At 66.1% G+C, this 26,314-nt stretch carries 28 protein-coding genes; 16 read left to right on the plus strand and 12 right to left on the minus strand.

The window, feature by feature from the left end; genetic code table 11:
• Positions 1 to 10 precede the first annotated feature (10 nt).
• Entirely contained in the window at positions 11 to 697 is a 687-nt protein-coding gene (locus tag AB0N75_RS03330) for a GntR family transcriptional regulator (protein WP_364645081.1), read from the minus strand.
• A gap of 139 nt (positions 698 to 836) precedes the next feature.
• Here AB0N75_RS03330 and AB0N75_RS03335 point away from each other — a divergent pair, with 139 nt between their 5' ends.
• The 3 genes from AB0N75_RS03335 to AB0N75_RS03345 all read left to right on the plus strand — a co-directional run bounded on the left by AB0N75_RS03335 (position 837) and on the right by AB0N75_RS03345 (position 3,933).
• Positions 837 to 1,784, plus strand: a complete 948-nt coding sequence (locus AB0N75_RS03335; RefSeq protein ID WP_364645084.1) for a flavin reductase — start codon at positions 837 to 839, stop codon at positions 1,782 to 1,784.
• Positions 1,785 to 1,920: 136 nt separating this feature from the next.
• Positions 1,921 to 3,348 (plus strand): cytosine permease, encoded by a 1,428-nt coding sequence (locus tag AB0N75_RS03340; RefSeq protein ID WP_364645087.1) that lies wholly within the window; start codon positions 1,921 to 1,923, stop codon positions 3,346 to 3,348.
• 3 nt (positions 3,349 to 3,351) lie between these two features.
• Positions 3,352 to 3,933 carry an isochorismatase family cysteine hydrolase gene (locus AB0N75_RS03345; RefSeq protein ID WP_364645090.1) on the plus strand — a complete coding sequence of 194 codons (582 nt, stop codon included), beginning with the start codon at positions 3,352 to 3,354 and terminating at the stop codon, positions 3,931 to 3,933.
• Positions 3,934 to 4,088: 155 nt separating this feature from the next.
• Here the strand turns inward: AB0N75_RS03345 and AB0N75_RS03350 are convergent, their stop codons facing one another.
• The gene (locus AB0N75_RS03350) at positions 4,089 to 5,732 is read right to left on the minus strand and encodes a GMC family oxidoreductase N-terminal domain-containing protein (protein ID WP_364645093.1); all 1,644 of its coding nucleotides are present in this window, start codon (positions 5,730 to 5,732) and stop codon (positions 4,089 to 4,091) included.
• A 95-nt stretch (positions 5,733 to 5,827) separates the two neighbouring features.
• On the opposite strand from AB0N75_RS03350, the gene AB0N75_RS03355 reads away from it, so the two are divergent.
• The 5 genes from AB0N75_RS03355 (at position 5,828) to AB0N75_RS03375 (ending at position 8,987) form a co-directional block, all read left to right on the plus strand.
• Positions 5,828 to 6,451 carry a TetR family transcriptional regulator gene (locus AB0N75_RS03355; RefSeq protein ID WP_364645096.1) on the plus strand — a complete coding sequence of 208 codons (624 nt, stop codon included), beginning with the start codon at positions 5,828 to 5,830 and terminating at the stop codon, positions 6,449 to 6,451.
• 157 nt (positions 6,452 to 6,608) lie between these two features.
• Positions 6,609 to 6,941, plus strand: a complete 333-nt coding sequence (locus AB0N75_RS03360; protein WP_364645098.1) for an ArsR family transcriptional regulator — start codon at positions 6,609 to 6,611, stop codon at positions 6,939 to 6,941.
• Between the two features lie 14 nt (positions 6,942 to 6,955).
• Positions 6,956 to 7,453 (plus strand): SRPBCC domain-containing protein, encoded by a 498-nt coding sequence (locus AB0N75_RS03365; protein ID WP_364645101.1) that lies wholly within the window; start codon positions 6,956 to 6,958, stop codon positions 7,451 to 7,453.
• Positions 7,454 to 7,492: 39 nt separating this feature from the next.
• A complete protein-coding gene (locus AB0N75_RS03370; RefSeq protein WP_364645104.1) occupies positions 7,493 to 7,900 on the plus strand; it encodes a VOC family protein in 408 nt (135 codons plus the stop codon).
• A 133-nt stretch (positions 7,901 to 8,033) separates the two neighbouring features.
• Positions 8,034 to 8,987 (plus strand): hotdog domain-containing protein, encoded by a 954-nt coding sequence (locus AB0N75_RS03375; protein ID WP_364645107.1) that lies wholly within the window; start codon positions 8,034 to 8,036, stop codon positions 8,985 to 8,987.
• 63 nt (positions 8,988 to 9,050) lie between these two features.
• Here AB0N75_RS03375 and AB0N75_RS03380 read toward each other — a convergent pair whose 3' ends face one another.
• The gene (locus tag AB0N75_RS03380) at positions 9,051 to 9,527 is read right to left on the minus strand and encodes a hypothetical protein (RefSeq protein WP_364645110.1); all 477 of its coding nucleotides are present in this window, start codon (positions 9,525 to 9,527) and stop codon (positions 9,051 to 9,053) included.
• Between the two features lie 117 nt (positions 9,528 to 9,644).
• Between AB0N75_RS03380 and AB0N75_RS03385 the strand changes: the two genes are divergently transcribed.
• The 4 genes from AB0N75_RS03385 (at position 9,645) to AB0N75_RS03400 (ending at position 13,756) form a co-directional block, all read left to right on the plus strand.
• Positions 9,645 to 10,274 (plus strand): hypothetical protein, encoded by a 630-nt coding sequence (locus AB0N75_RS03385; protein WP_364645113.1) that lies wholly within the window; start codon positions 9,645 to 9,647, stop codon positions 10,272 to 10,274.
• Positions 10,275 to 10,643: 369 nt separating this feature from the next.
• Complete coding sequence (gene cycA / locus AB0N75_RS03390; RefSeq protein ID WP_364645116.1) at positions 10,644 to 12,101, plus strand: D-serine/D-alanine/glycine transporter; 1,458 nt, start codon at positions 10,644 to 10,646, stop codon at positions 12,099 to 12,101.
• Between the two features lie 192 nt (positions 12,102 to 12,293).
• Positions 12,294 to 12,737, plus strand: coding sequence for a VOC family protein (locus tag AB0N75_RS03395; protein ID WP_364645119.1), 444 nt, complete (start codon positions 12,294 to 12,296; stop codon positions 12,735 to 12,737).
• Entirely contained in the window at positions 12,734 to 13,756 is a 1,023-nt protein-coding gene (locus AB0N75_RS03400) for a 1-aminocyclopropane-1-carboxylate deaminase (RefSeq protein ID WP_364645122.1), read from the plus strand. The genes AB0N75_RS03395 and AB0N75_RS03400 overlap by 4 nt, the downstream gene beginning before the upstream one ends.
• A gap of 88 nt (positions 13,757 to 13,844) precedes the next feature.
• On the opposite strand, the gene AB0N75_RS03405 is transcribed toward AB0N75_RS03400, so the two are convergent.
• Both AB0N75_RS03405 and AB0N75_RS03410 read right to left on the minus strand, forming a co-directional pair.
• Positions 13,845 to 14,414: a molybdenum cofactor biosysynthesis protein gene (locus AB0N75_RS03405; RefSeq protein WP_364645125.1), complete on the minus strand. Its 570-nt coding sequence runs from the start codon at positions 14,412 to 14,414 to the stop codon at positions 13,845 to 13,847.
• A 40-nt stretch (positions 14,415 to 14,454) separates the two neighbouring features.
• Entirely contained in the window at positions 14,455 to 14,967 is a 513-nt protein-coding gene (locus AB0N75_RS03410) for a hypothetical protein (protein ID WP_364645127.1), read from the minus strand.
• Positions 14,968 to 15,105: 138 nt separating this feature from the next.
• On the opposite strand from AB0N75_RS03410, the gene AB0N75_RS03415 reads away from it, so the two are divergent.
• Positions 15,106 to 15,420, plus strand: a complete 315-nt coding sequence (locus tag AB0N75_RS03415; protein WP_364645130.1) for a hypothetical protein — start codon at positions 15,106 to 15,108, stop codon at positions 15,418 to 15,420.
• An 18-nt stretch (positions 15,421 to 15,438) separates the two neighbouring features.
• Here the strand turns inward: AB0N75_RS03415 and AB0N75_RS03420 are convergent, their stop codons facing one another.
• Positions 15,439 to 16,575 carry a hypothetical protein gene (locus tag AB0N75_RS03420; RefSeq protein WP_364645133.1) on the minus strand — a complete coding sequence of 379 codons (1,137 nt, stop codon included), beginning with the start codon at positions 16,573 to 16,575 and terminating at the stop codon, positions 15,439 to 15,441.
• A 322-nt stretch (positions 16,576 to 16,897) separates the two neighbouring features.
• On the opposite strand from AB0N75_RS03420, the gene AB0N75_RS03425 reads away from it, so the two are divergent.
• Positions 16,898 to 17,152 carry a transcription initiation protein gene (locus AB0N75_RS03425; RefSeq protein ID WP_364645136.1) on the plus strand — a complete coding sequence of 85 codons (255 nt, stop codon included), beginning with the start codon at positions 16,898 to 16,900 and terminating at the stop codon, positions 17,150 to 17,152.
• A 200-nt stretch (positions 17,153 to 17,352) separates the two neighbouring features.
• Here AB0N75_RS03425 and AB0N75_RS03430 read toward each other — a convergent pair whose 3' ends face one another.
• The 6 genes from AB0N75_RS03430 to AB0N75_RS03455 all read right to left on the minus strand — a co-directional run bounded on the left by AB0N75_RS03430 (position 17,353) and on the right by AB0N75_RS03455 (position 24,081).
• Positions 17,353 to 19,407: an acetoacetate--CoA ligase gene (locus tag AB0N75_RS03430; RefSeq protein WP_364645139.1), complete on the minus strand. Its 2,055-nt coding sequence runs from the start codon at positions 19,405 to 19,407 to the stop codon at positions 17,353 to 17,355.
• 103 nt (positions 19,408 to 19,510) lie between these two features.
• On the minus strand, positions 19,511 to 20,356 hold the full coding sequence (locus tag AB0N75_RS03435) for a fumarylacetoacetate hydrolase family protein (protein ID WP_364645142.1): 846 nt from the start codon (positions 20,354 to 20,356) through the stop codon (positions 19,511 to 19,513).
• Between the two features lie 31 nt (positions 20,357 to 20,387).
• Complete coding sequence (locus AB0N75_RS03440; RefSeq protein WP_364645145.1) at positions 20,388 to 20,963, minus strand: VOC family protein; 576 nt, start codon at positions 20,961 to 20,963, stop codon at positions 20,388 to 20,390.
• Entirely contained in the window at positions 20,924 to 21,094 is a 171-nt protein-coding gene (locus tag AB0N75_RS03445) for a hypothetical protein (RefSeq protein WP_364645148.1), read from the minus strand. Before AB0N75_RS03445 ends, AB0N75_RS03440 begins: the two co-directional genes overlap by 40 nt.
• A 90-nt stretch (positions 21,095 to 21,184) precedes the next feature.
• Positions 21,185 to 22,405, minus strand: coding sequence for an acetyl-CoA C-acetyltransferase (locus AB0N75_RS03450; RefSeq protein WP_364645150.1), 1,221 nt, complete (start codon positions 22,403 to 22,405; stop codon positions 21,185 to 21,187).
• A complete protein-coding gene (locus AB0N75_RS03455) occupies positions 22,402 to 24,081 on the minus strand; it encodes a bifunctional 3-(3-hydroxy-phenyl)propionate/3-hydroxycinnamic acid hydroxylase (RefSeq protein ID WP_364645153.1) in 1,680 nt (559 codons plus the stop codon). Before AB0N75_RS03455 ends, AB0N75_RS03450 begins: the two co-directional genes overlap by 4 nt.
• A 157-nt stretch (positions 24,082 to 24,238) precedes the next feature.
• Here AB0N75_RS03455 and AB0N75_RS03460 point away from each other — a divergent pair, with 157 nt between their 5' ends.
• Both AB0N75_RS03460 and AB0N75_RS03465 read left to right on the plus strand, forming a co-directional pair.
• On the plus strand, positions 24,239 to 24,940 hold the full coding sequence (locus AB0N75_RS03460) for a GntR family transcriptional regulator (RefSeq protein ID WP_364645156.1): 702 nt from the start codon (positions 24,239 to 24,241) through the stop codon (positions 24,938 to 24,940).
• Positions 24,941 to 25,052: 112 nt separating this feature from the next.
• Positions 25,053 to 26,297, plus strand: coding sequence for an MFS transporter (locus tag AB0N75_RS03465; RefSeq protein ID WP_364645158.1), 1,245 nt, complete (start codon positions 25,053 to 25,055; stop codon positions 26,295 to 26,297).
• Positions 26,298 to 26,314: the final 17 nt, after the last annotated feature.

Raw genomic sequence — 26,314 nt, forward strand, 5'->3', positions numbered from 1 at the left:
GTTTAGGAGGTCAGTCGGTTCGGGTCCGCGAGTCGGTCAGGACTTCGCGGGAGGAGGCATAGACGTGGTTACGCATGGCCGCTTCGGCGCCGAAGTGGTCCTTGTCCTTGATCATCTCCAGCACGGTGCGGTGTTCGGAGGTTGAGGCGATGATCCGGCCCGGGTGCCCGGCGGTGCGCAGGACCAGTCGGTGGTACGCCAACTGGTTCATCAGGCGCCCGTAATGTTCGGCCAGCTTGTTGTTGTCGGCACCTAGGATGATGGTCTGGTGGAACTCGTGCACCAGCGCTGCATAGCGCTCGGCGTCGCCTGCGGCGGCGGCCTCGTCGGACTCCTCCAGGTTGCGTTCCAGGACTGATAGCTCGCGCACCGGGCCGCGGCGGGCCAACAAGCCGGCGGCCAGTCCTTCGAAGCTCTCCTTGAGCTGGAACAGTTCGACGATTTCGCGCCGGGTGGGTTCCCGGACGAAGGTCCCGACCTTCGGCCGGATCTCCACCAGGCCTTCGTGCTGCAGCTGCTTGAGCGCTTCGCGTATCGGTGTGCGGCTGACATCGAATTCCTGGGCGAGGAAGACTTCGGACACCGGAGCGCCCGGAGGGAAGTCGCCGCCCAGGATGAGCGCGCGGACTCGGTCAAGGAGCGGCTGGTCGTGGACGGGAAGAGTCAGGCCCTGCTCGGTGGTGAAGGTCTCTTGCATACATCAGAGATTATGTTGCATACATCAACTCGTCAAGACTTTTACTGAAATCCCCGGAAAGCGGCCGATGTTTCGATGTTTTCAGCGAAATTGAGAATGTTGTTGACCTTCGCTGGTGATCTACATTACGCTCACTGCCATGCAACAGACTTTCGATAGTGCAGTGGCAAGTGTCTGGGCGGCGGCTTGGGACCGCGGCGAGGTGGAGGCGCTCGAAGCGCTGGCGACACCGGACTACATCAGGATCAGCAAGGGCAGCGGCAAGAGCATGAGCCTGGCGCAGTTGCAGGCGGACATCCGGGAGGTCCGGCAGGCCTTCCCGGACCTGGCCACCACCGTGGACGCAGTAGTGGTCGACGGCGACACCGCGGCCATCTTCTGGACCTCAACCGGAACCCACCGGGCCGACTTCATGGGTGTTCCGCCGACCGGCCGGCGGGTGCAGACCCGCGGCTCCAACTTCGTAACCATGGAAGACGGCCGGATCAAGCAGGAAACGGTGACCTGGGACAGCAGTGAGCTGCTGGGTTCGCTCGGCATCCGGCACCTGGGTGACGCGCTGGCGGAGCCGGGCACCGGCGTCGTTGTTGATTCGCTCACCGGGGAACCGGACCCGGAGATCATGAAGACGTTCAACCGGCAGTTTGTCACCGGCGTGACGGTGGTGACCACCACCGAGGGGGACACCCCCAAGGGGCTGGCGGTGAACGCCTACGCCTCGGTTTCGCTGGAACCGCCGCTGGTGATGGTTTGCATCCAGAAGACCTCGTCCACCTACCCGGCGCTGTTTGCCTCCACCCATCTGGGCATCAACATCCTCAGCAACCAGCAGCAGGGCACTGTTTCCACCTTCGCCTCCAAGGCAGCCGACAAGTTTGCCGAGATCGACTGGCACGCCGGCCCCAACGGATCCCCGCTGCTGGACGGATCCTCGGCCGCGCTGGAGGCCGAGATCCGGGAACGCTTCCAGGCCAAGACCCACACCGTCTTCATCTGCCGCGTGCGGCACGCCGAAGTCAGCGACGCCGCGCCCATGGTCTACCAGGCCGGACGCTTCTATGACAGCGAGGGCCTGTCCCCGCTGTAGATGCAGCCGCCACGCGGATGTGAAGCCGCGCGCATCGACGCACCGCCCCCCGGGCAGGCAGCGACGCCAACCCGGACCGTTCCACCCGACAGCCCACAGGGGCCGCCGGTACCGACCGAGTATCTAAGGGACCACCGTGAACACTCAAACCAACAGCGTGCCCGTCGGGGAGGACAGCATCGCTGAGGACCGCGGCTACCGCGACAGCCTCACCAAGATCGAGCCGTACGGCATCGAACATATTCCCGACGTGGAGCGCCATGGCAAGCCGCGCTCGCAGTTCTTCCTCTGGTTTGCGGCCGGGATGAACTTCCCGCTGGTGGTGCTGGGTTTCAGCGCCGCCTACTTCGGCCTGCCGTTCTGGTCGGCGGTGCTGGCTATCCTCGGCGCCGGCCTAGTCGCCGCCGCGGTGATGGGCTACCTCTCTGGCATGGGCGTGCGGCTCGGCATCCCGCAGCAGATGCAGGCCCGCGGCCCGCTGGGCTTCATCGGCAACCTGCTGCCGGTTGCTTACGTCAATGTCTTCGCCGGCGTGGGCTGGGCTTCGGTGACCGTCATCCTCGGCGGGCAGGCCATCGGGCTGCTCACGGGCATGCCGTTCTGGCTCTCGGCGCTGGTGCTGATGCTGCTGCAGCTCGGCGTCGCCGTGATGGGCTACAACCTGATCCACTTCCTGCAGCGGGTGCTTTCCTTTGTGCTGCTGGCCGGCTTCATCTTCGTCACCGTCGTCACGGTGGCCTCCGGAAAGGTGGTCAACACCCCCAACCCCGACGCCGAGGGCTTCCTGGGCGTCGGTGGCTGGATCATTTTCTTCGGCTACTTCTTCTCCTACATCGTGGCGTGGATGCCGTTCGCCTCCGACTACTCCCGCTACCTGCCCAACACCGCCGCCAACCGCCGCGGCGCCGGCTGGTTCACCATGCTGGGCAACTTCATCACGCTCTCCTGGATGGGCATCCTCGGCGCGCTGCTCGGCTCCACCGCCACCTCCTCCGACACCATCGCGGCGCTGGACGAACTGATGGGCCCGTGGGCGATCATCGGACTGGGCATCGTTGCCCTGTCCTCCTTCACGCAGAACTTCCTCAACGTCTACGGCGGTGCCATCTCCATCCAGACCATGGGCGTGCCCGTCAGCCGGCACATCGCCGTCGTCTTCATCTGCATCGCTTCCTATCTGGTGGCGCTCTGGGGCCAGCACGGGTTCTACGACGGCTTCACCGCCTTCCTGAACCTGACCGCCTACTGCATTGCGCCCTATGTGGCGGTGCTGATCTGCGACTACCTGCTCGGCGGGCGCCGCAGCCAGCAGGGCATCCAGGAGCTCTACGACAAGTCGCGGAAATTCGAATGGGGATTCATCGCCTGGGCGGCCGGCGTGCTGGGCTCCTCGCCGTTCTGGATTTCCGCCATCTACACTGGCCCTGTTGCAGCAGCTTTCCCGCAGATCGGCGACCTGTCGTTCTATGTGGGCGCCGTGATCGCCACCGTTGCTTACCTGGTCACCTACCGGTTGCCGCGGCTGTCCGGGCGGCCGCTGCTCATCGCTGACAAGGAGGGCTAGGACATGCCGGACGGGAACCGGACCAACCGCGCTGCGGGGCAGCAGCACCTGGTGGTGGTCGACATGCAGCGGGCGTTCCGCCAGCAGGGCGACTGGCACGTTCCGCGCTACGACGAGGCCGCCGCGGTCATCGCCGGGCTGGTGGCCAGCGGCCTGGAGCCGATCGTCACGCGGTTCGTGCCGGATCCGGCCGAGTCCGGTTCCTGGTCCGCCTACTACGACCGCTGGCAGAGCATGCGGCTGGCCCCGTCGGATCCAGTCTGGGAGGTGGAGCTGCCCGGCGTGGAAGTCGGCGCAACGCTGGACCTGCCGACCTTCACCAAGTGGGGCGAGGGGCTGGCCGGCCGGATCCCGGCGGGCGACGAAATCATCCTCACCGGCGTCGCCACGGACTGCTGCATTCTAGCCACAGCGCTGGGGGCAGTGGATGCCGGACGCTACGTCACAGTGGTCGCCGATGCCTGTGCCGGCCAAAGCGACCAGGCGCACGAGTCAACCCTGGCCTTGCTGGAACTGCTCTCGCCGATGGTCACCGTGACCGACAGTGCTGAACTGGTAACCCGCCCCCAAACCGCGGCGGTCTGACAGCACAGCGCTCCTGACGCCCGACGGCGGCACCCACGTGCCGCCGTCGGGCGTTTTTCCCTTACCTCTTGACCGCCCGCAGGTGCAGAGCCATAGCTACAACCAAGTGGCTATAGATAAAGTAAGGCACTCTCCGCCAAGGTGCTCCACCTCCGTTATCGGCTCGCCGCGACCTCAGCCGACGCACGCCCGGCGGGCGAGTTATCTTCCTGAATCAATTTGGCTGCATGCCATGCCAGGGCCTGCGTCGGCGCGTTGTTGTTGCCGGAGGGCATGTGCGGAAACACGGAGGCATCGATGATGCGAAGTCCTTCGGTTCCCCGCACGCGCAGCCGCGAGTCGACGACGTCGTCGTCATTGGGCCCCATCGCGGCTGTACCCAGGGTGTGGTACCCGCTGCCACCACGGTTGTGGGCGTTTTCGATGAACTGTTCGTCGGTGGAGACGGAGGGGCCCGGCCGGTTCTCCTCCCGCATATAGCGCGTGATTTCACCCTGGCTCATGAGCTCACGCACTCTGTGGCCGGCGAGCGCGACGAGCCGGCGGTCATGCTCGGTAGCCAGGAAATTGGGCACCACTTTCGGTTTGTTCGATGGCAACGCGCCGGTGATGTGGATCGAGCCATGGCTGGTGGGCCGAAGCGGGTAGGTCAGCAGCATCATTCCGGGGGCTTGCTCGACGGAGACCTTGGCGCTGGTGAGCGACGCGGCCGCGATCGAGATTGGCGTGAAGAACCCCTGGGTGTCGGGCCGGTCGGAGTTCGGATCGGCCTTGAAGAAAAACAGGACGTTGTATCCGCCGAACGACATTACGCCGTCGCGTTCCTGCAGGTACTTGACCCCGGTAAGTCCCTGCTTCAGCGCCGAAGCCAACTGCTTGTTGTAGCCGTCAGCGCCTTGGGCTGAGTACTGAAAGCTGCTTCCGCGGTGTTCAAGCAGGCGGTTGCCGACATTGGGGCTGTCCACGCGCAGTGTTACGCCTGCGGCATGGAGGACAGCGGGGTCGCCGATTCCGGAACGCTCGAGCAGCAGCGGTGTGTCCAGTGCACCGCCGGCCAACAAGACCTCCTTTGTGGCGTGGAAATCCTCGACCCGACCCTTGTGCTGCGCGCGCACACCAATGGCACGGGTGTCGTCGAACAGGATGGTGCCCACCTCGGCCCGGTCAATAACGGTGAGGTTGGGACGCTTCATCGCCGGCCGGAGGAAAGCGCGGGCGGCACTGACGCGCAGTCCGTTCTTCACGTTTGAGGGGACGTAGCCTACGCGTTCGTCGTCTGACCCGTTGAGGTCGGCTTGATACGCCATGCCGAGATCGCCGGCAGAGGAAATGAAGGCGTCGCTAATGGTTTCCCGCGGGCCGGCAACGGAAACTCCCACCGGGCCCCCGGTTCCCCGGACCTCGCTGGCCCCGAGCTGGTGGTCCTCGATGCTGCGATACGCAGAACGGAATGTATCCCAGTTCCATCCTGGGTTTCCGGCTGCCTCCATGGAGTCGTAGTCCGGAGCCCAGCCTCGGTTCCACACCATGCCGTTCACCGTGGTCGAGCCACCAATTACCCGGCCCCGGGTCCAAGGCTCCGTGCCACCGTCAGAACCGAAAGGCTCGGTCTGGAAGTTTTTAACGTACTTGGGATCCGACATCGTGAAATAGAAGCCCTTGGGAACAAGATTGACGGGATGCCAGTCAGATCCGCCTGCTTCCAGGACCAAGACGTTGTTGTTCGGGTCCTCGGTGAGCCGGTTGGCCATGACGGACCCCGCCGCTCCGCTACCGACGATAATGTAGTCGAACGTCATAACGTTCCCCTTTGTTGGTTTCCGGTCTTCATTGACCGCCATAAACATTAAGTGACTGAGTGCACTAATTAGAACACTGGAGCTGATTTAGCACAATGGCCAAGGCTTCAACAGGTGCGGATCCACGCGGTCGCGGCCGTCCGGCGACGGTATCTCCGGACGCCGTCGCCGCCGTCGGTCTGGAAATGTTCATGCGTGATGGATTCGAAGCGACCACCATGACAGAGATCGCACTCGCTGCGGGGATCGCTCGCAAGACGCTTTTCACCTATTTCCCCACCAAGGCGGACATAGTCTGGAACCGTTTCCAGGACCAGTTGGCCGACGTGAGGCAAGCCCTTGAAAACACGTCGAACGACGTCGAAACGGTAGACGCCATCGTCGCGGCCGTCATGCGTGGCCTGCACATGGCACCCCAAGAAGTGCCGATCGTGCGTGCGGAAGTCACCTTGATTCGCGATACCGAGGTCCTGCAGTCGTACTCCTATATGCAAGGCGCACCATGGCGGGAGGCATTGGCTCGTTTCATCGCCGAGCGTGAGGGCTTGGAGTACGACGGCGTGCTGCCTCAGGTGCTGGCGCATGGATTTTGGCAGGCAATGTTTGTGGCGCACCGACAATGGCTCGACTCGGACGACCCCGCCCCCGCGGCGCATATCGAGTCCGCGCTCGTTGAATTCGCGGACGCAGTGCGAGGAGCCTTCCCGCCCCGGACATAGTGGCCCGACGCAGGTTCCTAGGCAACCTCGCCGACCTTCCGACGCCTTGCCCTCCGCGGGAGTGCGCTATCGGCGTATGTGCAGGGATTGGGTTCCGCTCGGACAATCTTTCTCGGACCCTTGACCGCCCTCCCCAGCGGGACTAACCTACAACCAAATGGTTGTAGATCAAGTTACTGACACCGAGTTGGACCGCCTGTTCCAGGCGCTCGCCGATGCCACCCGCCGCGACATCGTGGCGAAGGTGCTCACCGGAGAGTTCTCGGTGTCGGGGCTGGCAGCGGGCTACGCCATGAGTTTCGCCGCGGTACAGAAACACGTCGCGGTATTGGAGCGGGCTTCCCTGGTGGTTAAGGAGAAGCGCGGTAGGGAGCAGATGGTGCGGCCTCATCTTGAGGGAGTGCGGAGAGCGCGTCGACTGCTCGATCAATACGAGATGCTCTGGCAGCACCGGGTTGAACGGATCCAGGACATTCTCGACGATGAATAGAGAAGGGCACCATCATGCCGGTTATTGATGTCATCAAGGACGACGACGCGTTGAAGTTCACCATCGTGGCCGAGTTCGACGCCCCCGTGGAGCGGGTGTGGCAGATCTGGGAAGATCCGCGCCAGCTCGAACGCTGGTGGGGTCCGCCCACCTGGCCCGTCACCTTCGAGAAGCACGAGTTCACGCCCGGCGGCAAGGCCAGCTACTACATGACCGGGCCGGACGGCGAGAGGGCAGGCGGCTGGTGGAAGTTCACCGCCATCGACGCGCCGAACAGGCTCTCCTTCGAGGACGGATTTGCCGACGACGACGGCGAGCCCGTGGCGGACATGGGCACCACGTATGCCACGGTCACGCTGGAATCGATCGGCGGACGCACCCGAATGACCACCGAGTCGCGGTTTGAATCCGCCGACCAGTTGCAGAAGATGCTGGAGATGGGCATGGTCGAAGGCATGCAGGGAGCCATGGGCCAGATCGACGCCATCCTCGCGGAAACCGCAACGGTCTGAGCCTGGTAACGGAACACCCGCCCGGAAGGAACTGCGCCCGTGCCCACATTCTCTGATAGCCAGCCCGTGATCGTCGCCTTGCCCACCCAGGACCGCCGCAAGTCGCACGACTTCTACACGGCCCTGGGACTCAAGGCCACCGGCGAGCCCGGCGACGACGGCTTGCCCGAGCCGCTCCAGTTCGACGTGAACGAGGGCCTGCGGCTCATGTTCGTCCCACCCGGAGGCTTCGGCTGGGTCACCAACAACCGGCCCACCGCCACCGGCGAGGCGACCGAATGCCTGCTGGGCCTGCCGGTCGGATCGCCGCAGGACGTGGACAACCTGATCGGCACGGCCAGGCAAGCGGGCGGCAAGATTGTCATGGAGCCGGCCCAGCAGCCGTGGGGCTATTCGGCGGTCTTCGCCGACCCGGACGACCACCTTTGGCAGGTCACCGCGGGGTAGTTCGCACCGCTGGGCCGTGTGGGACACAACGTGGGCCCGCAACACTGAGGGGGAATGACGACGGCGGTGCCCACCGCCGTCGTCGTCCCCCGTTTGAGGTGGGCAACGGTGCGCGGGGGACTACCATTCAGACATGGACGACCGGATCACCCTGCGTTTCCTCGCCTCGCCGACCGATGTCTCGGAGGACGGGACCACGGTGCAGGCCGGCCGGGTGCTGGAGTGGATCGACAAGGCCGGCTACGCCTGCGCCACCGGGTACAGCGGGAGCTACTGCGTCACCGCGTACGTGGGCAACGTGCACTTCACCCGCCCGATCCGCAACGGCGACCTGATCGAGATTGACGCGCGGATTGTGCATACCGGCCGGTCCAGCATGCAGGTGGTGGTCACGGTCGACGCGGCGGACGTCCGCGAACGCGACTTCCGCCCCGCCATGGACTGCATCCTGGTGTTCGTGGCGATGGGCGAGGACCGGCGTCCGAAGCCTATTCCGCAGTGGTCGCCGTCGGACGATGAATCGGCCCGGCTGGCCGAAGGTGCCGCCGGCCGGATTGCCGCGCGGGCGGAGATCCGGGACGCCATGCGCGCTCAGGCCTACACCGATGCGGGCACCACGGCGAAGGAGCACTTCCGGTTCCTGGCCGCACCGTCGGACGTGAACTGGGGCGGGAACGCACACGGCGGCATCGTGATGCGCTGGATCGACGAAGTGGCCCGGGCCTGCGCCATGTCCTGGTGCGGCCGCGACGCGGTGGCTGTCTACTCAGGCGGCATCCACTTCCTGAACCCCGTGCACATCGGCGACCTGGTGGAGGCGGAGGCCCGGCTCATCCACACCGGCCCGCACAGCATGCACATCGCCGTACACGTCCGCGCCCGCGACCCGCGCGGCGGCGAGTGGCGGCCCACCACCCAGTGCATGACCATCTTTGTCACCCGCAACGACGCCGGCCACGCCGCCGAAGTTCCCCAGTTGATGCTGCGCACCGACGAGGACCGTCGGCTGGATGCCCATGCCCTCGACTTGATGCGGCGCCGGGCCGAACTGCCGCCGCTGCAGTTCGCCGTCGAGCGGACGTACTGACCAGGCCGCCGCACCACTGCCCTCGCAGCAACGGCGGTGTCCGGCCCGCGTGCCCTCCGCCGGCTACGGGCTCCAGCGCACCGGGCCGTCCGTGCAGAACACCGTCCCCACGGCGTCGCCGCCCAGGCAGGCCGCGTCGACCAGGTCGCGGTTCCCGACAGGTTCGGACAGCTCCACGTTCACCGGCACGGTGTTGTTTCCTTGGCAGTCGTAGGTATCGCCGGTCAGCGGCTCGACGTCTGTCCGGATGACAATCCGGTCCCTCTCGAACTGAACGTCTGGCTCCAGCACGGTTCCGGTTTCCCCGCCGGCACATTCCAGCCTTGTCACGCCCAGCCGGAGCGATATTGAGGCCGGCCCTACCTCCGCCGCGTCGAGCAGTTCCCACACGCCGGTGGACCCTTCCGACGCGCCGGCGGACCTTTCCGACGCGGCCGGGGCGCCGCAACCGCTGAGAACGACGACGGCGGCGCAACCGATTGCCGCTGCCACCCACCGCGCTACCGGGGGCGGGGCCGCAACCTGGCGTGGTGTCTGCACCCGGACCTCCTTGTGGCTGCCCTGCGATGCGTTCGTGGCAGCTGGCCCGCTTGCCGGGCCACGCCCGCATCCTTCTCCGCCCACTATCCCCTGACCGAGGGTGGGTAGGCTACAGCCATGGCCATCATTTACGACGCTGTGCTCAATCCCTCCAAGCAGGATCTCCTGAAGACGTGGCTGCCGAACCAGCCCTGGTTCCAGGAACTCGGAGCCGACGCTGCCGGGCTGGAGCACCTCGGCGCCTTCCGCTTCGACGACCCGGCCGGTGAGGTCGGAATGGAAACCCATCTGCTCCGCACCGCCGAGGGCGCCATCGTGCACGTCCCGCTGACCTACCGTGGCGCCCCGCTGTCCGGAGCCGAGGAATTCCTCGCCGGGACCATGGAACACTCGGTCCTCGGCGACCGCTGGATCTACGACGCCTGCGCCGACCCGGTCTACGCCACCGCGCTCGCCGCCGTCATGGTGCAGGGCGGCGCCGGTGCCGAACAGTTCCTGGACGTGGACGGAAAACTCGAACCCCTGTCCGGGGCCATTCCGGTCCGCGGCAGCGGCGGTCCCGGCGGCACCATCCCGGAGATTACGACGGCGGCGCCCACCACCTCCGGCACCCTCACCACCATCGACGCCGGCCCGCTGACCCTCACGGTCCACCGCGCCCCGGACGCCGGCGAGCAGCCCGGCACCGGCCTGCAGTTGACCTGCACCCTGCCCGGCCAGCCCCCGCTCATCCTCGCCTCCGCCTAGGAGGCAGCCCTATTCGACCATGGCTCCGGGGAGCCATGGTCGAACTGAAGGATGAACGCTGCGGCCACGTCTGCTGCCGGCACCGGGCCGAGCCGATGCCCTACGCGAGGGTCGGAACCATAGCCGAGCCTTCGCCGTCGTGCGCAACCGCCACGAAGCCCAGAGTGCCCGCCGCCACACCCAAGCACCCTTCTCGATTTGACCCGCGGAGCCGCGGAAGATAAGTTTTCGTGGCGTAGGTCACCAGCCGGCCCCTTCCGGGGCGCGCAGGGAAGGCCTGAAATCGCCATGGCCGGACGCCGAAGAAGCCCGTTCCGGCCGGTCCAACCGGAAACTTCCGCAGCTGCGAAGTCCCACCCTAAGGAACGCATGAGCACCACCAGTACAGAACCCCATCTGCGGCGGGCTCTGTCCAGCCGCCATATCCAGCTGATTGCCATCGGCGGGGCCATCGGCACCGGCCTCTTCATGGGCTCGGGCAAGACCATCTCGGTAGCCGGCCCGTCGGTCATCTTCGTCTACATGATCATCGGCTTCATGCTGTTCTTCGTCATGCGGGCCATGGGCGAGCTGCTGCTGAGCAACACCGAATACAAGAACTTCAGCGACTTCGCCGGCGATATCCTCGGCCCGTGGGCGGCGTTCTTCACCGGCTGGACCTACTGGTTCTGCTGGGTGGTCACCGGCATTGCGGACGTCGTGGCGATCGCGCACTACGTGGCCTTCTGGTGGCCGGACCTGCCGCTGTGGGTGCCAGCCCTGGCCTGCATCCTGCTGCTGCTGGCGCTGAACCTGCCCACTGTGCGGGCCTTCGGCGAGACCGAATTCTGGTTCGCGCTGATCAAGATTGTGGCCATCGTGGCGCTGATCGTGGTGGGCCTGGTCATGATCATCACCGGTTTCGAGCACGACGGCGCCCGCGCCTCCTTCTCCAACCTGTGGGAGCACGGCGGCATGTTCCCCACCGGCTTCATGGGCTTCGTGGCCGGCTTCCAGATCGCCGTCTTCGCTTTCGTCGGCATCGAACTGGTGGGCACCACCGCCGCCGAGACGAAGGACCCGGAGAAGAACCTGCCCCGCGCGGTCAACTCCATCCCCATCCGCATCCTGATCTTCTACGTAGGCGCGCTGATCGTGCTGATGGCCGTGGAACCGTGGACGGCGTTCAGCGCCGACGCCTCGCCGTTCGTGGGCATGTTCGCGCTGGCCGGGCTGGTGGGTGCGGCCGGCGTGGTGAACTTCGTGGTGCTGACCTCGGCAACCTCGTCGGCGAACTCCGGGATCTACTCCACCTCGCGGATGATCTACGGACTGTCCCAGGAGGGCGATGCGCCGAAGCGGTTCGGCAAGCTGTCCGGCCGCGGCGTGCCGCGCAACGCCCTGCTGTTCTCCTGCATGTTCCTGCTGGCCGGCGTGGTGCTCCTCTACGCCGAGGGCAGCGTGTCCGAGGCATTCACCCTGGTCACCACCATCTCGGCGCTGTGCTTCATGTTCGTCTGGACCATCATCCTGCTCAGCTACGTGGTGTACCGCCGCCGCCGCCCGCAGCTGCACGCGGCCAGCAAGTTCAAGATGCCCGGCGGAACGTTCATGCCCTACGTGGTGATGGCCTTCTTCGCCTTCATCCTCTGGGCGCTGACCACCCAGTCGGACACGCTCACGGCCCTGCTGTTCACCCCGCTCTGGTTCGTCGGGCTCGGCATCGGCTACCTGGTGCTGCGCCGCAACCCGGAGCACGCCCGGATCCGCGCCGCCCACGACGCCAAGGTGGCCGAGGAGAAGGCCGACCGCGACGGCCGCGAACGGGAAACCGTCTCCGCACCGTAGCGCCCGGTTTCCCGCGGCCCAGCCGCCGTCGTCGTTTCAACGGAACAACGACGGCGGTGCCCGCCGAACGCTGTGAAGCCGCCTTGCCCGCCACGTGGGCAAGGCGGCTTTGGCGTACCTTCCCAGCCGCGGGAAGACCGGCAAGAATGTTGGCGGCAAGCACCCGCAGACCTTCTGTCCGAAAGGCACACCATGGCACTGGACCTGAACCCCTACCTGCAGTTCAGCGGCAACGCCGCCGAAGCCATCGAGTTCTACCACTCCGTGTTCGGCGGTGAGCTGAACAAGATGACCTACGCAGAGGGAATGGGAGACGACCACCCGGAGACCGGTGCCAACATCATGCACTCCTCGGTGTCCGTGGAGCGGGGGTTTCTCCTGATGGCCTCGGACGTTCCGGCCGACGTGCCCGCCTCGCCCAACGGCTACATCTGCATCAGTTCCAGCGGACAGGATGCGGGCGACGACGCCAAGCTGCGCCAGTATTGGGACGGCCTCAGCGACGGCGCCACCATCAACCAGCCGCTGGAGCAGGCGCCGTGGGGCGACTACTTCGGGCAGCTCACCGACCGGTTCGGTGTGAATTGGATGGTCAACATCACCGGCCAGGGCAGCGCGGGCAGTAGGACCGAGTGAGCATCACCGACTTCGAGCGCTATCCACTCACCTTCGGACCCAGCCCGGTGCACCACCTGCCGCGGCTCAGCCAGCACCTGGGCGGCGCGCAGCTCTGGGCCAAGCGGGAGGACGTGAACTCCGGCCTGGCTTTCGGCGGCAACAAGACCCGAAAGCTCGAGTACATCGTCCCGGACATCCTCGGCGAAGGCGCCGACACGATCGTCTCGATCGGCGGCTTCCAGTCCAACCACACCCGGCAGGTCGCGGCGGTGGCCGCCAAGCTGGGACTGAAGGCGCTGCTGGTGCAGGAGAGCTGGGTGGACTGGCCGGACCCGCTCAATGACCGGGTCGGCAACATCCTGCTCTCCCGGCTGATGGGTGCGGACGTGCGGCTGGATCCGGCCGGTTTCGACATCGGGGTCCGCGACTCCTGGCAGAACGCCATCGCGGAGGTGGAGTCGGCCGGCGGCAAGCCCTACCCCATCCCGGCCGGCGCCTCGGAGCACAAGTTCGGCGGACTGGGCTTCGCCAACTGGGCCTACGAGGTGCAGCAGCAGGAGGCCGAGCTCGGCGTCTTCTTCGACACCATTGTGGTCTGCACGGTCACCGGCTCCACCCACGCGGGCATGATCGCCGGCTTCGCCGCACTGGAGGACGCCGGCGGCCGTCCGCGCCGCGTGGTCGGCATCGACGCCTCCGCCACCCTGGCCAAGACCCGCGAGCAGGTTGGTCGGATCGCGCGCAACACCGCCAAGCTCATCGGCCTGGAGCGGGACCTGCGCGAGGACGAGATCACCGTGCTGGAAGGCTGGGCCGGCGACGTCTACGGCATCCCGGTCGACTCCACCCTGGCAGCCATGCGGCTCAGCGCCTCGCTCGAAGCGATGATCACCGACCCGGTTTACGAGGGCAAGTCCATGGCCGGCATGATCGACCTGGTCAGCAGCAAACAGATCCCCGCCGACAGCAACGTGCTCTACGCCCACCTCGGCGGCCAACCCGCCCTCAACGCCTACAGCGGCCTGTTCAGAAGCTAAAAAACAACGACGGCGGCGCTCGCCTGGGCGCCGCCGGCTCCGGATTCACGGGTGGTTTGCGGACCTGCGGAACTCTCGCGTTCGATGGTTACGGCAGCCGCCCGGGTCTGGGCCGGACCGCGGCACCGGCTTCTTCGGGTCTGAGTTGGACCCGGCTGAGCAGGACCGCCGGTCCGCGATGCAGGATTCCGCTCGACAGCGGCTGGCAGCGCAGGCCGCCGCGCCCGCGCATGGCGGCGTGGGCGCCTGGCGCCAGCATCCTGTCCATCCAGACGCAAGGGTGGGCGTGTCGGCCGCCGCGAAACCGCACTTCTTCGCCCTGGGATTCCACCGCGAACTCCTCGCCAACCAGCGGCGCCAACTGGGCTCCCCGCAGCACCACGTTGCGCCGGGCCAGCAGCGGATCAAACTTCGGAAGATCAAGGTCTGCGGCGATGGCCTCGAGCGACTCCACCGCCATGAACGTGACCGCCGCATCCATGTGGGCCGCCTTGCCGAAGAACCGGTCGCCCACAATGCCCTTGCCCGCCACCACTTCAGCCCGGTCTCGATCCTCCGCGGGCACATCGGCGGCGCCATCCTTCGCCCGGCCAAAGTAGGCATGAGCCGGCGACACCAGCAGGTGCAGGATCTCAACCGGGTACCGGTACGTCGTCATGCCTCCAGCTTGCCGTACATCGGTTGGCAGTGTGGCTGGCTTAAACCGGTGTTCGGCTCAGCTCCACGATCCACTCGGGCGTTTGTTGCCCGATCTTCCGGTCCGTCACCACCCGGAGCTTGGCGGCCCCGGCCATGACGCGTTCGTCCTCCGGGGCGCCGGTGACCCGGGTCGAGGGCTGCTTGGCGTCCACACCCTCAAGGGCCGTGACCTTTTGGGCCAGGCTGTCGTTCGAAGCGACCTGAAGGATTCGGGCTTCTTCTTCGCCGGCCAGACTGCTTTCGGCCAAGAGCGTCAGCACGCCCAAACCGATCACTCGCCGGTCCATGCTGGAGGACATCGACGCATCCAGTGCCCATTCGGCCCGCTCCCACCACTGGGTGCGGCGGTTGGCTTCGGCTTGGGTCTGCATGCTGCGCCAGCCAATGAAAGCAGCGATGAGCGCGGCCACAAGGATCGCCAGCGGACCCAGCGAGGCTAGAACATCCCACCCGTCTGGGGCGCCGTTTTGGACCACAACCTCGACTGGCTCGGGAACCGTCTGCGCGACCATGGGACCAATCTAGGGCACGCTCCCGTCTATAGTGCCGTACGTCGTGCCGCAAGCCGGGTTTCCACCGACATCTATGCGAGCGGGGTCGCTGTGGAGGAGGGGATTAGACACCCGCCCGGAAACTGGGATGATCGGGCCATGAGCAACCCACTGATGATCACCTCGGATCTGGCGCGCGCCGCACGCGCCCTCACGCAGGTCTCCGCCAAGGTCATTGCCAGGAACGCCGGCTTGGACAAGGAACAAGTACGCGACTTCGAGAAGGGCAACGCACCGTTGACTCCGGAAGAAAACCAGCAGCTGCGCCGGGCCTTGGGACAGTTCGGCGTCGTCTTCATCGAGGATGACGACCACGGCGGCTACGGCGTCCGCCGCAAATTCAACCCCACAAAGATCAAGCGCCTCGAAACCTGGGAAGGCGAAGGCGGAACCGCCTACGAGGACGATATCTAGGGAATCCCTCCCAATCGCTTACGGCTTCAGGCTGCCGGACCGATCTCGAAGCTCAGAGATGATTGCTTCCTCCAAGGCGTTGATCGCGCCATCCACAGCGGCCACCCGATTCGCCGCGTCGACGACGTCGCTCAGATCCCCTGACTCGCTGTCTATGCGTCGCCACACCTCGGCGGGGTCGATATCGACGAGACGAGCGAGTTGCTCATCGACCACGTGATGCTTATCCCGGACCAGCCTCACCAGGTTGCGGAACAAAAGGGCTTCTTCATCGGCGATCTTGCTGTCCGCATTAATGACGAGCCACGCCACCCACAGCATAAGTTGAGGGTGCTTACTCCGCTCGCTCAGATTCTCGGCAAGTTCGATTACCTGCGCTTCGTTCCGGAAGACGGCTTGGGCATGCCGCCCTGCGACCAGCGTCGTGTAGCGGTTCAGCACCACTGCGAGCGGTACGCCGACTAGCGGGATGCCGATCTTGATCATGTTGCGCTGCAGGAGGAATTTTCCGACGACGGGAAGCCCCCTTGCTGCGGCCAGGACGCCTCTGGAATAGAAGCGCTTGATGAGAGGCCGCATCATGGCAGGAACAACCCTGACTACGCCCTCACGTACGACTTCCCCGCTCTTGATCGTGAAGGCCACCCGGATGAGCTTCCACATGTCTTCGGGGTCGGACAGATCGAGAGGGATCCGGTAGAGGACCGCGACGTCGTAGGCCAGGCGGAGCTGGAGTTGGGTAAGGAACGCGACATCGAGCATGACGGTCGCGATAGCCGCCGGGACAGTCGCCGGCGAGGAACCACCAAGGGTCCCCAGGGTGGTGATGATGGCCGCCGAGTAGGCGCCGGCGGATAGTCCACCTTCGAGCGCGGCGTATCGAGTCGCCATCTTGATCCGCTGATCCACGATGGCGTCCGCGGGTACGCCCTCGTATCGTTCCTGGAAGTACTGCCAGGTGACCTTGTCGGTGTATGAGCTTAGGGCCTGAGCGCAGAGCTTGGTGAACCATCCGCCCGACCTGATGTCGTCCGGGCTCAGTCCTTTGATGAACTCCCGCAGCCTGGCTTGCTCATCCTCGACAACCATCCGGTCGTCATCGACAGAATCGACGAAATCGTCGGCGTCGACAGCGTCGATCGGAGCTTCGGGCATGGCATGTCCTCCCAGATGGGGTCGATGGCGGCCAGCCCGCAGCGCAGGTGTGCGCGACCCGGAGTGACACCCGCAACATCCTATAGACGGTCGCGAACACTTATGGACTAGCTTCTCGGCGTGTCCCCCGGGTAAGTGAAGTCAACCGATCACAGAGCGCCGGATGGCTTTGTAAGTAGATCTGCCCCGGCGTTCATTCACTTTGCTTCCCCAGCGGCCGCCGGCCCGCTCGACCGTCGGGCTGCTTGTGGCAACTTTAGACCGCGACCGCAGCCTTCGAAGGAGACTTTTCCAGCAGGTAGTTCTAGGTGCGTCGCACGCGGTGGTTCAGGACGCGAAAGATGCCGGCGTGTGGGTGTTCGGCGGCGGCATCGATGAGAGCATCCCGCCCGTTATGGTCGACGGCGATGGCGCCGTGCGTGAAGGCACTGATCCGCAGACGACGCACCTCGAAGGCGGCTACTCGGTGCTGGAGCTGCCCTCATATGATGCGGCCCTGGAGCGGGCCGCGAAGTTTGCGGTCGCTTGCCGTTGCGCCCAGGAGGTGCGGGCTTTCGGATACGAACCCTCCAGCTAGGTCATTTGGCCTACTTGACCGGCTCACGGGGCAACAAGTCCGGTAGCTCGCCGACATCTCGCACAGTGTCCTCAATGGCATCGACCGAAGGCAGCGCAGGCTGAGCCATCGTACTTGGGTGCCGGTTGCCCCGGCCACAGAGGCCGGAGCAAGGAAAATAACGGCGGGAGCCCGCCTCGGCGATGTGCAGCCGGCCGTCTCTACTTAGCGTGTTCTCCTGCCAGTAACGCCCGCGCCTGCTCGGCGTACCAGTCAATCGCTTCGGGATTCGCTAGGGAGCCGCGGTTGACGGCGACGGCAGGGTCGTGGCCTGCGAAGAGTTTCTTGACCGGGACTTCGATTTTCTTCAGGGCGTGCGTGACCGGGACCGCCGGGGCCTGAATGATCACGTCGGGCACGTGGCGGGCGCTCGCGCGTTCCTTGATGGTGGCTGCGATGCGGTCGCGCAGGGCATCCGTGAGCTGCGCGCCGTCGTCCAGGACCACGAACAACGGCATATAGTAGTCGCCGCCGGGCCGCTCCAGCCCGATCACCATGGACTCGCGGACCTCGGACACGTGCTGCAGGGCGGCATAGATATCCGCGGAGCCCAGGCGGACTCCGGCGCGGTTCAGCGTGGCGTCCGAGCGGCCATGCACCACGAATGAACCCCGGGAGGTCTCGGTGATCCAGTCGCCGTGCGTCCAGACATCCGTGAACTCCTTGAAGTAGGCATTGCGGTACTTGGCGCCGTCGTCGTCGCCCCAGAAGAACACCGGCATGGAAGGCATTGGCCGAGTGATGACCATGTCCCCGACGGCATCCACCACACGGTTGCCGGACTGGTCCCACGCCTCCACCGCGACGCCCAGCAGCGGTCCCTGGAGCTCGCCCAGGCGGACCGGCTCCAGCGGATTGGAACCGATGAAGCCGGAGCAGATGTCCGTGCCGCCCGAATCCGACCCCAAATGCACGTCCGGCTTGACCGCCCGGTGCACCCACTGCCAAGTGGAATCGGGCAGCGGCGAGCCCGTGGACATGATGGACCGCAGCCGGGACAGGTCCCAGCCCTGGCCCGGCGCCAGTCCCGACTTTTCCACCAGCTGCAGGTAGGCCGCCCCGGTGGCGAACATGGTGGCGCCGGTGTTGGCGATGATCTGGAACTGCCGGTCCTTGCGGCCGAACATCGGCGAGCCGGCGTAGGTGACCACCGCCGCCCCGGCCATCATGTTGTTGACCAGCGTGTTCCACACCATCCAGGATGTGTTGGCCGCGACGTAGTAGAGGTCGCCGGGGCCCAGGTCCTGGTTCAGCGCAGCACCCTTGACCGCCTCCAGTGCCATGCCGCCGTGGCTGTGCACTATGCCCTTCGGCGCCCCGGTGGTGCCGGAGGAGAACAGGACCCACAGCGGATGGTCGAACGGCAACCGCTCGTAGGAAGGTTCGACGTCGTCGCGCAGTTGCGCGGTGAAGTCCAGCCGTGCTTCGCCGGCCCCGGCGGCGCCTCCGGCGACGACGCCCGGATCGGCGTCAGGGTCCAGTTCGCGGACCAGCAGCGTGTGCTGCAGCGTGGAGAGCCCGGCTTCGACCTCCGCCAAATGGCTCCGGCGGTCGAACTCCTTGCCGTTGAACCGGTAGCCGTCCACGCCGATCAGCACCTTGGGCTCCAGTTGGCGCAGACGGTCCAGGGTGGCCTTGGCCGACAGGTCGGGCGAGTTGACCGTCCAGATGGCGCCGACGGAGGCCGCGGCGAGCAGGCCGATGATGGCCTCCGGAAGGTTCGGCAGCACGGCGGCCACCCGGTCGCCCGGACCGACGCCGAGAGCGCGAAGCCGGCTGGCGAACGAGGCGACCTCGGCCTCCAGTTGCCGCCAACTGCGCGCGGCGGTCGAATCGTCCTCCTGCACGGTCAGCAGCGCCGTCGTGTCCGCAACATCCGGGTCCGCGGCGTGGCGGAAGATGTTCTCCGCGAAGTTGAGCCGGGCGTTGGGGTACCAGGCCGCGCCCGGCATCCGGTCTTCTGCCAGCGCCGGCTCGTCAAAGCCCTCGCCGATCAGTCCGAAGTACTCCCTTACCGCATCCCAGAACCCGGACAGGTCCGTCACCGACCACCGATGGACTTCACGGTAATCCGAAAGCGCCACTGCACGATGCTCACGGACCCAGCCCATGAAGTCCCACAGACGCGAGGCGCGGCGCTGTTCCTCGCTCGGTGCCCACATGACGGTGGGCGCATCCGCTGCGGCTGCCTGCTGGGTAGTCTGTGCGTCGGTCATCGTGGTCCTTTCAGAGTGCCGGTGGTGCTGGTGCGTCGGCGGTGATGGCGGCCCGGCGGAAACGGGGGTGTCAGCCGGCCGCCCTAAACCCCCGCGGCAGTGGCTAAACGAACTCGTTACGGAGGGAGCCGATGCCTTCCACGGTGCTGGTGAGGACGTTACCCGGCTGCAGCGCGATGCCATGCGCCTTGCCCACCCCTGCTGGCGTTCCCGTGAAGATGAGGTCGCCCGGGAAGAGGGTGACGACCCGGGACAGCTCGGCGATGATCTGCGGCACCGAGAAGATCATGTTGCGAGTGTTGCCGTCCTGGACCTTCCAGCCACCGGCCGGGCCCTGTCCCTCGATCACGGTCGAGAGCGGCAGTCCTTCATAATCCGGCAGCTCGTCAAGCGTGACGACGGCGGGGCCGAAGGGGGAGAAGTTCGGGAAGGATTTGCCCAGGCTGAACTGGGGCACCGGCGGGCGCAGTTGGATCTCGCGCTCGCTGAAGTCCTGTCCCACGCTCAGCCCCGCCACACCGTCCCAGGCCTCGGTTTCGTCGACCTTGTGCATCTCCTTGCCGACGACGGCGACCAGTTCCACCTCGTAGTCCACGGTCTCGGAGGGCAGTTCGACGACGGCGTGCGGGCCGGCGAGCGAAGACTGGAACTTGGTGAAAACAAACAGGTGCTCTGGGTACGGCAGGCTCGCCTCGTCCGCGTGGTCCTTGTAGTTCAGGCCGATCGCGAAGATCTGGCGCGGGTTGGGGATCGGGGCACCCAGATCCTTATCGTCGAAGGGCAGAGCGGACGAGTAGTCCGCGTCCACGGCCCAGGCTCGGAAGGCGTCCCAGTCCTCGTAGAGGCCCAGGGGAGCGGGGCCGAACTTGCCGTCCGAGGCCTGTTCAATGTCGAGGGCTAGTCCGTCGCGGACCAGGGCGGCCCGGCCGTGGAGATTGGCGATGCGCATGGAAGTGTCCTTTAGCTGAGGGAGGTAGGGCTTAGTCGATGCCGATGGGGAGGGCGCCTTCGCCTGCGGGGACGCCGTCGGCGAGTTCCGGCTGGGCAGCCAGCCGGGCGGGCCACACATCGGGGAAGGACACGTCCGGGTTGGCGTCAGCCGGGGTGTACTCACCGGCGTAGGCCTTCTTCTGGATGGTGTCGAAGTCCAGGCCTGAAGCACGTGCGGCCAGCAACTGCTCGGGGTCAAACTGCGGGCCCACCTGGTCCTCGCTGAATTCCTGCGAGGCCCACATCCACTCCTTGGAGACGGCCCAGTCGTGCCAGGCGTCCACCTGGATCTCCACGCCGTTGCCGTCCGGGTCGATGTAGTACATGGACATGGTCATCCCGTGGTGCAGGTTCACTGCGGGCAGGATGCCCTGGTCGCGCAGCCGGGCGTAGTTGTCCAGCCACTGGTCGAAGGACTCGTACTCGAAGGCAGTGTGGTGCAGGCCGGCGGTGTGGGGCTTGTCCACCGGCGGCTTGGTGCCGGGCAGCCGGAGCAGCGCGATGCGGTGGTTGGCCTCGTCGTTGGTCAGCCACGCGGCATGTTCGGCGTAATAGACCGGCTGCAAGCCGCAGACCAGTCGTACCAGCGAACCATCGCGTCCACGTCCAGGGTCATGAAGGTGGCGTGGTGCAGCTTCGGCACCGAGATGGGGCGCGGCTTGGGGTTGCGGGCGTAATTGGACTTTTCAATGGCCATGGTGGGCCTCACTTTCTGGAGTTGCGGCGACCGGTTGCTTCAGCCGCACGGGTGAGAAGGAAGGATTACGGGTTGTGTGAGAGTTTGGAACTAGCCGAGCCGTTCGACCACCATCGCCATGCCTTGCCCGCCGCCGATGCACATGGTGGCGAGCCCGAGTTGCTGGTCCCGGGCCTGCAGGCCGTTCAGCAGCGTGGTGAGCAGCCGCGCTCCGGTCGCCCCGTAGGGGTGCCCCAGCGCGATCGACCCGCCGAAGGGGTTCAGTTGGCTTTCGACGTCGATGCCCAGCTTGCGTGCGGACGGCAGCACCTGCGCGGCGAAGGCCTCGTTCAGCTCGACGATGTCGATGGCGCCGATCTCCAGCCGTGCCCGGGCCAATGCCTGCCGGCTTGCCTCCACCGGTCCCAAACCCATGATTTCCGGCGACAGTCCGCTCAGACCGGTGGAGACGATGCGTGCCAGCGCTGTCAGTCCATGCTTCCGGGCCACGGCTCCCGAGACGACCACGACGCCGGCGGCGCCGTCGTTCAACGGGCAGGCGTTGCCCGCGGTCACGGTTCCGTTGGGAGAGAAGATCGGCTGTAGTTCCGCCAGCCTTTCCGCGGTGGTGCCGGGGCGCGGGCAGTCGTCGGTGCTGCGGGTGGAACCGTCTTCGGCGGTGACCGGAATGATCTCCCGGGCAAAGAAGCCTGCATCCACCGCTGCCACCGCCAACTGCTGCGAGCGGGCGGCGTACTCGTCCTGGTCGACGCGGGTGGTTCCGGTCAGCTGCGCGACGTTCTCCGCGGTGTGCCCCATGGCGATGTACGAATCGGGGAGCAAGCCATCATCACGTGGATCGCTCCATCCCGTGCTCTCGGCCATTCGCCGCACCGTCCGCGCCGCCGCCTCCTCGAAGCGGGGGTTGGCTGCCTCCCGCACCTCCTGGTAGCGCGAGACAGACTCCACGCCGCCGACCAGGTACGCGCCGCCCTCACCGGCCCGGATTGCGTGCAGGGCCATGCGAGCACCTTGCAGCGATGAGGCGCAGAACCGGTTGACGGTAGTGCCCGGTAATTCGTCGTGCCCCATGAGGACGGCGACCCGGCGGGCCATGTTCCAGCCATGTTCGTCCTGGGGCATGGCGTTACCCAAAATTAGGTCGCCCAGCTCGTCAACCGGCAGGCCGGGCACCTGGGCCAGCACGCCGGCCAGCGTCTCCGCGGCGAGGTCGTCGGGCCGAATGCCGGTCATGCTGCCCTTGCGGGCGCGGCCGATCGGGGAACGCCCGGCGGCGACGATGACGGCGTCGTCGTTCTTCAGCGTTGTCATGCTGCTCCTGAAGTCTTGGCGGGAACGGTGAGGTGGAGGGCGTCGGGAAGCGAGCGCACCAGGCCGGACAGTTCGTCCTGGTCGGCGGCGCCGCCGTAGATGAAGAAGTCGGGACGGATCAGCTGCGCGATCTGCCCGCGCGCCGCGAGCTCCGGCAGATACCGGTCGTCTTCATCGGTGACGGTCAGGACGCTAGAGGAGCCGCCGGTAGGGGCGGAGCCCTTGGGCAGCACCCTCACTACCAGGGCGGGCAGCCCGTCGGGCAGCAGATTGGCCAGCACCGCGGCCGTATCATCGTCAACCGCGCGTCCGTCGAGGAGCACGGTGAACCGCCCGAAGGTGCTGCGGTCCAGCAGGTCGACCGTTCCGGCGGCGTGTCCGACCCGGCCCTGCACGCTGATCAGCCCGGCCACCGGGGAGAGCGTCGGGTCCGTTTGCGGGAACGCGCCGGGACCCAGCCGCTCCGGCGGGACCGGTGGCAACACGTCCTGGGGCAGCGGGCCGTTGGCCAGGAAGTGCGCGTCGCGCTCCGCCACGGCCGCCGGATCGGTCTGGCAGATCACGCGGCCCAGCTCGACGGACATGCCCAGCGCGAACTGTACGTGCGCCGCACGCTCCGTTGTGTAGGTGTCCAGCAACGCGTCGCCGGCCACCCCGTTCAGGACCAGATCCAACTTCCAGGCCAGATTCGCCGAGTCGCGGATCCCACTGACCAGGCCTTGTCCGTAGAAGGGCGGCATCTGGTGGGCGGCGTCGCCGGCCAGGAACACCCGGCCGTCTCGCCAGTTCTCCACCCACTTTGCCTGGAACCGGTAGATGGCCCGGCGTTCCAGCGTGGCCGTTTCCGGAGTGACGCCCCACGGCGCCAGCAACTGCCAGGCGAACTCGTCGGTGTCGAACACGGTCAGGTCGTCGCCCGGCATCCGCATGAACTCGAAGCGCCGCCGGCCCGGCCCCGCGCTGACCGTCGTCGTGGGTCGATCCGGATCGCAGACCTGCAGGTTGTCCGGTTCCCAGACCCGTCCGTCGGTGGGCAGCAGGTCCACGATCAACCAGTCGTAAAAGAAGCCCAAATCCTTGACCGCCGTGTTCATGTACTGGCGGACAAAACTGTTGGAGCCGTCGGCGCCCACAGCGTACTTTGCCCGCAGCGTCCGCTGCTTCAGCGTGCGGCCGGTGACACGCAGTTCCACTAAGCCGTCCTGCTGGTCGAACCCGACCACCTCGGTGCCGCGGTAGACCTTCAGGTCCGGGAAGTCCGCGCCGCGGGTCCGCAGCCGTTCCTCCAACGCGGGCTGGTTAAACATGGAGGACTCCGGCCAGCCCTGGTTGCCGGCAGCGGAGTAGTCGAATCGGAGCATGGTTTGTCGGTCGGCTGTTTGCCATTCGTAAGAGGCGGTGGGCGATGCGAACTCGGCCATGAAATCGGCCAGGCCCAGACCGTCGAGCAGGCGGGAGACGTCCGGGTCGTAGTGTACGGCCCGCGGCAACGGGTACGGGTTCGGCTGCTTTTCGACGACGACGACGTTGTGGCCGCGTTGTGCGAGCAGCAGGCCGAGGGTTTGTCCCACCGGTCCGAGACCCACGATGGCGACGTCGTAGACGCGGGGAGCGGCGGTCAGTTGGGTTTCGGCGGCATCCGTCCGAGTTGGACGTTCCGCTGGTCTTCCGGCCATGCCTCAACTTCCTTCGCGCTCATCGGCCCGTGGTAACTGCGGATATCCGCCGCCGAGGGCCTGTGTCCTGGGTCATGCCAGCTTGGCAGGCCATATCCGATAAATCAAGCAATTATCGATAATTCCTCAATTCACGGAGAGGATGTACTGTTTTGGCATGGCAACCCAACCCCGCTCCGCCACCCTGACCGCTCACGTGCATGAACAGCTGCGAGCCGAAATCCTCAGCAATGTGTACGCGCCGGGGAGTCCGTTGCGCCTGGCTGCGCTGTCCAAGCACTACGGAACCAGCATGTCGGTCATCCGGGAGGCGCTGGTCCGGCTTGCCGAGCAGCACCTGGTGGTGCTGCTGCCGAACCAGGGGTTCCGGGTTGCTGAGATCTCGCGCGAAGACCTGATCGACCTCACCGAACTGCGCATCATGCTTGAAGGGCTCGCCCTGCGGCGATCCATCGAGCGTGGCGATATGGAGTGGGAAGCGAAGGTCGTCTCCACGCATCACATCCTGGAGCGGGCCGAGCTGCACCGGGAGGGCGAGCCGGGCACAACGGCTGAGTGGAGTGCCGCGCATGCCGCCTTCCATGACGCCCTGGGGGTCGCCTGTGGCAGCCCGCGCTTGATCAGCATGGTCCGCGGCCTCCGTGACAGTTCGGAGCTGTACCGCCAGCTCTCCGGAACCGGTGAGGCCGAAGTGAAGCGCGACATCCCGGCGGAGCACCGCGAACTCATGGAACTCGCGAGGGATCGGCGGCCCGACGAGGCCGTCGAGGCATTGGGGCGCCACTTCCAACGCACAACCGACCTTCTCTTGCAGGCTGTCCTGGCGGACGAAGCCGGCCCCGCACCGGCGATGTATTGATGACAATTTAGAAGATTTTCGATAATCCCTTGCATTGCCCATCAAAATGGTCGATGCTGGCTGAACACGGACGCGCAACGAGATGCGCATCACAGTCTTAAGGGGATTTCACATGACAAGCTCGTCTTCCTCGGGAGCTCATGCGGCTTCGGTCATCGCGGCCGACCCGGGCGGCGGACGAGGCGGCCTGGGCACCGCCTTCCAGGGCGTGCTCCTCCTCCTGGGCAGCTGCCTGCCGGTTCTGGGCGCCGTGCTCCTGGCGCCCGTCCTGCCCACCGTCGCGGCACATTTCGCGGACACTCCCGGCGTCGCCATCCTTGTCCCGATGGTCCTGACCGTCCCGGCCCTGCTGGTCGCCCTGGTATCGCCGGTGGCCGGCGCGGTCGCCGACAAGGTTGGGCGGAAGAACCTGCTGCTCTGGGCAATGGTCGCCTACGCCATCTTCGGCGTCGCCCCGTTCTTCATGGATTCGCTGGTCGGCATCGTTGTAACGCGCGCTTTCGTGGGCGTCTGCGAAGCCTTCATCATGACCTGCTGCACCACACTCATTGGTGACTACTTCCACGAGACCCGCCGCAACAAGTACCTCTCCCTGCAGACCGTCTTTACAACGCTCAGCGCTGTAGCATTCCTGGCCATTGGCGGTTTCCTGGGTGCCGGCGGCTGGCGGAACACTTTCTGGATGTACGGGGTGGCCGTAGTCCTCGCCGCCGTCATGGCGTTCGTGCTCTGGGAGCCACTTAAGAGTCCCACCCGCAATCTGCGCCAGGCCGTCCCGTGGCGGCAGATCACCAAGCCGGCCCTGGTCACGCTGTTCGGTGGTATCGCGTTCTACACGCTGGTAGTACACCTCGCTTACGTCCTCACCGAGCTGGGCCTGAACGACGTAGCCCGCATCGGACTGATGGCGGCCCTCGCCTCGCTCGCCACGGCCATCGGCGCCTTCTCCTTCCGGCTCATTCACGGCCTCGGCACGTACCGGCTGCTGCCTCTCGCGTTCGGCCTGACTGCCGTCGGTTTCGTTGTGATCTGGTCCGCGTCCTCCATCCCGGTAGCAATGACTGGCGCCGTTCTGGCCAGTGCGGGCACCGGGCTGCTGCTGCCTTCCCTGATCACTTGGGCACTGGGTCTGTTGTCACAGGAAGTGCGCGGCACCGGCACTGGCATCTGGACCAGTGCCCTGTGGATCGGTCAGTTCATCTCGCCGTTCGTGATCGCGGCCCTCGGGGCTGCCGCCGGCGGCCTCGCCGGGGGCATCGGCCTTCTGGGCTTACTCGCGGCGGTGATGGCCGTGGTCAGCTTCTTCGTCGCCCGACGGCCTTCCCAGGCCGAAAGCTTGGCCCAAGCGGCAGTCTGAGATGGAAGCGGAAGAAA

This window comes from Arthrobacter sp. NPDC089319, assembly GCF_040684925.1.
Classification (GTDB): domain Bacteria; phylum Actinomycetota; class Actinomycetes; order Actinomycetales; family Micrococcaceae; genus Crystallibacter.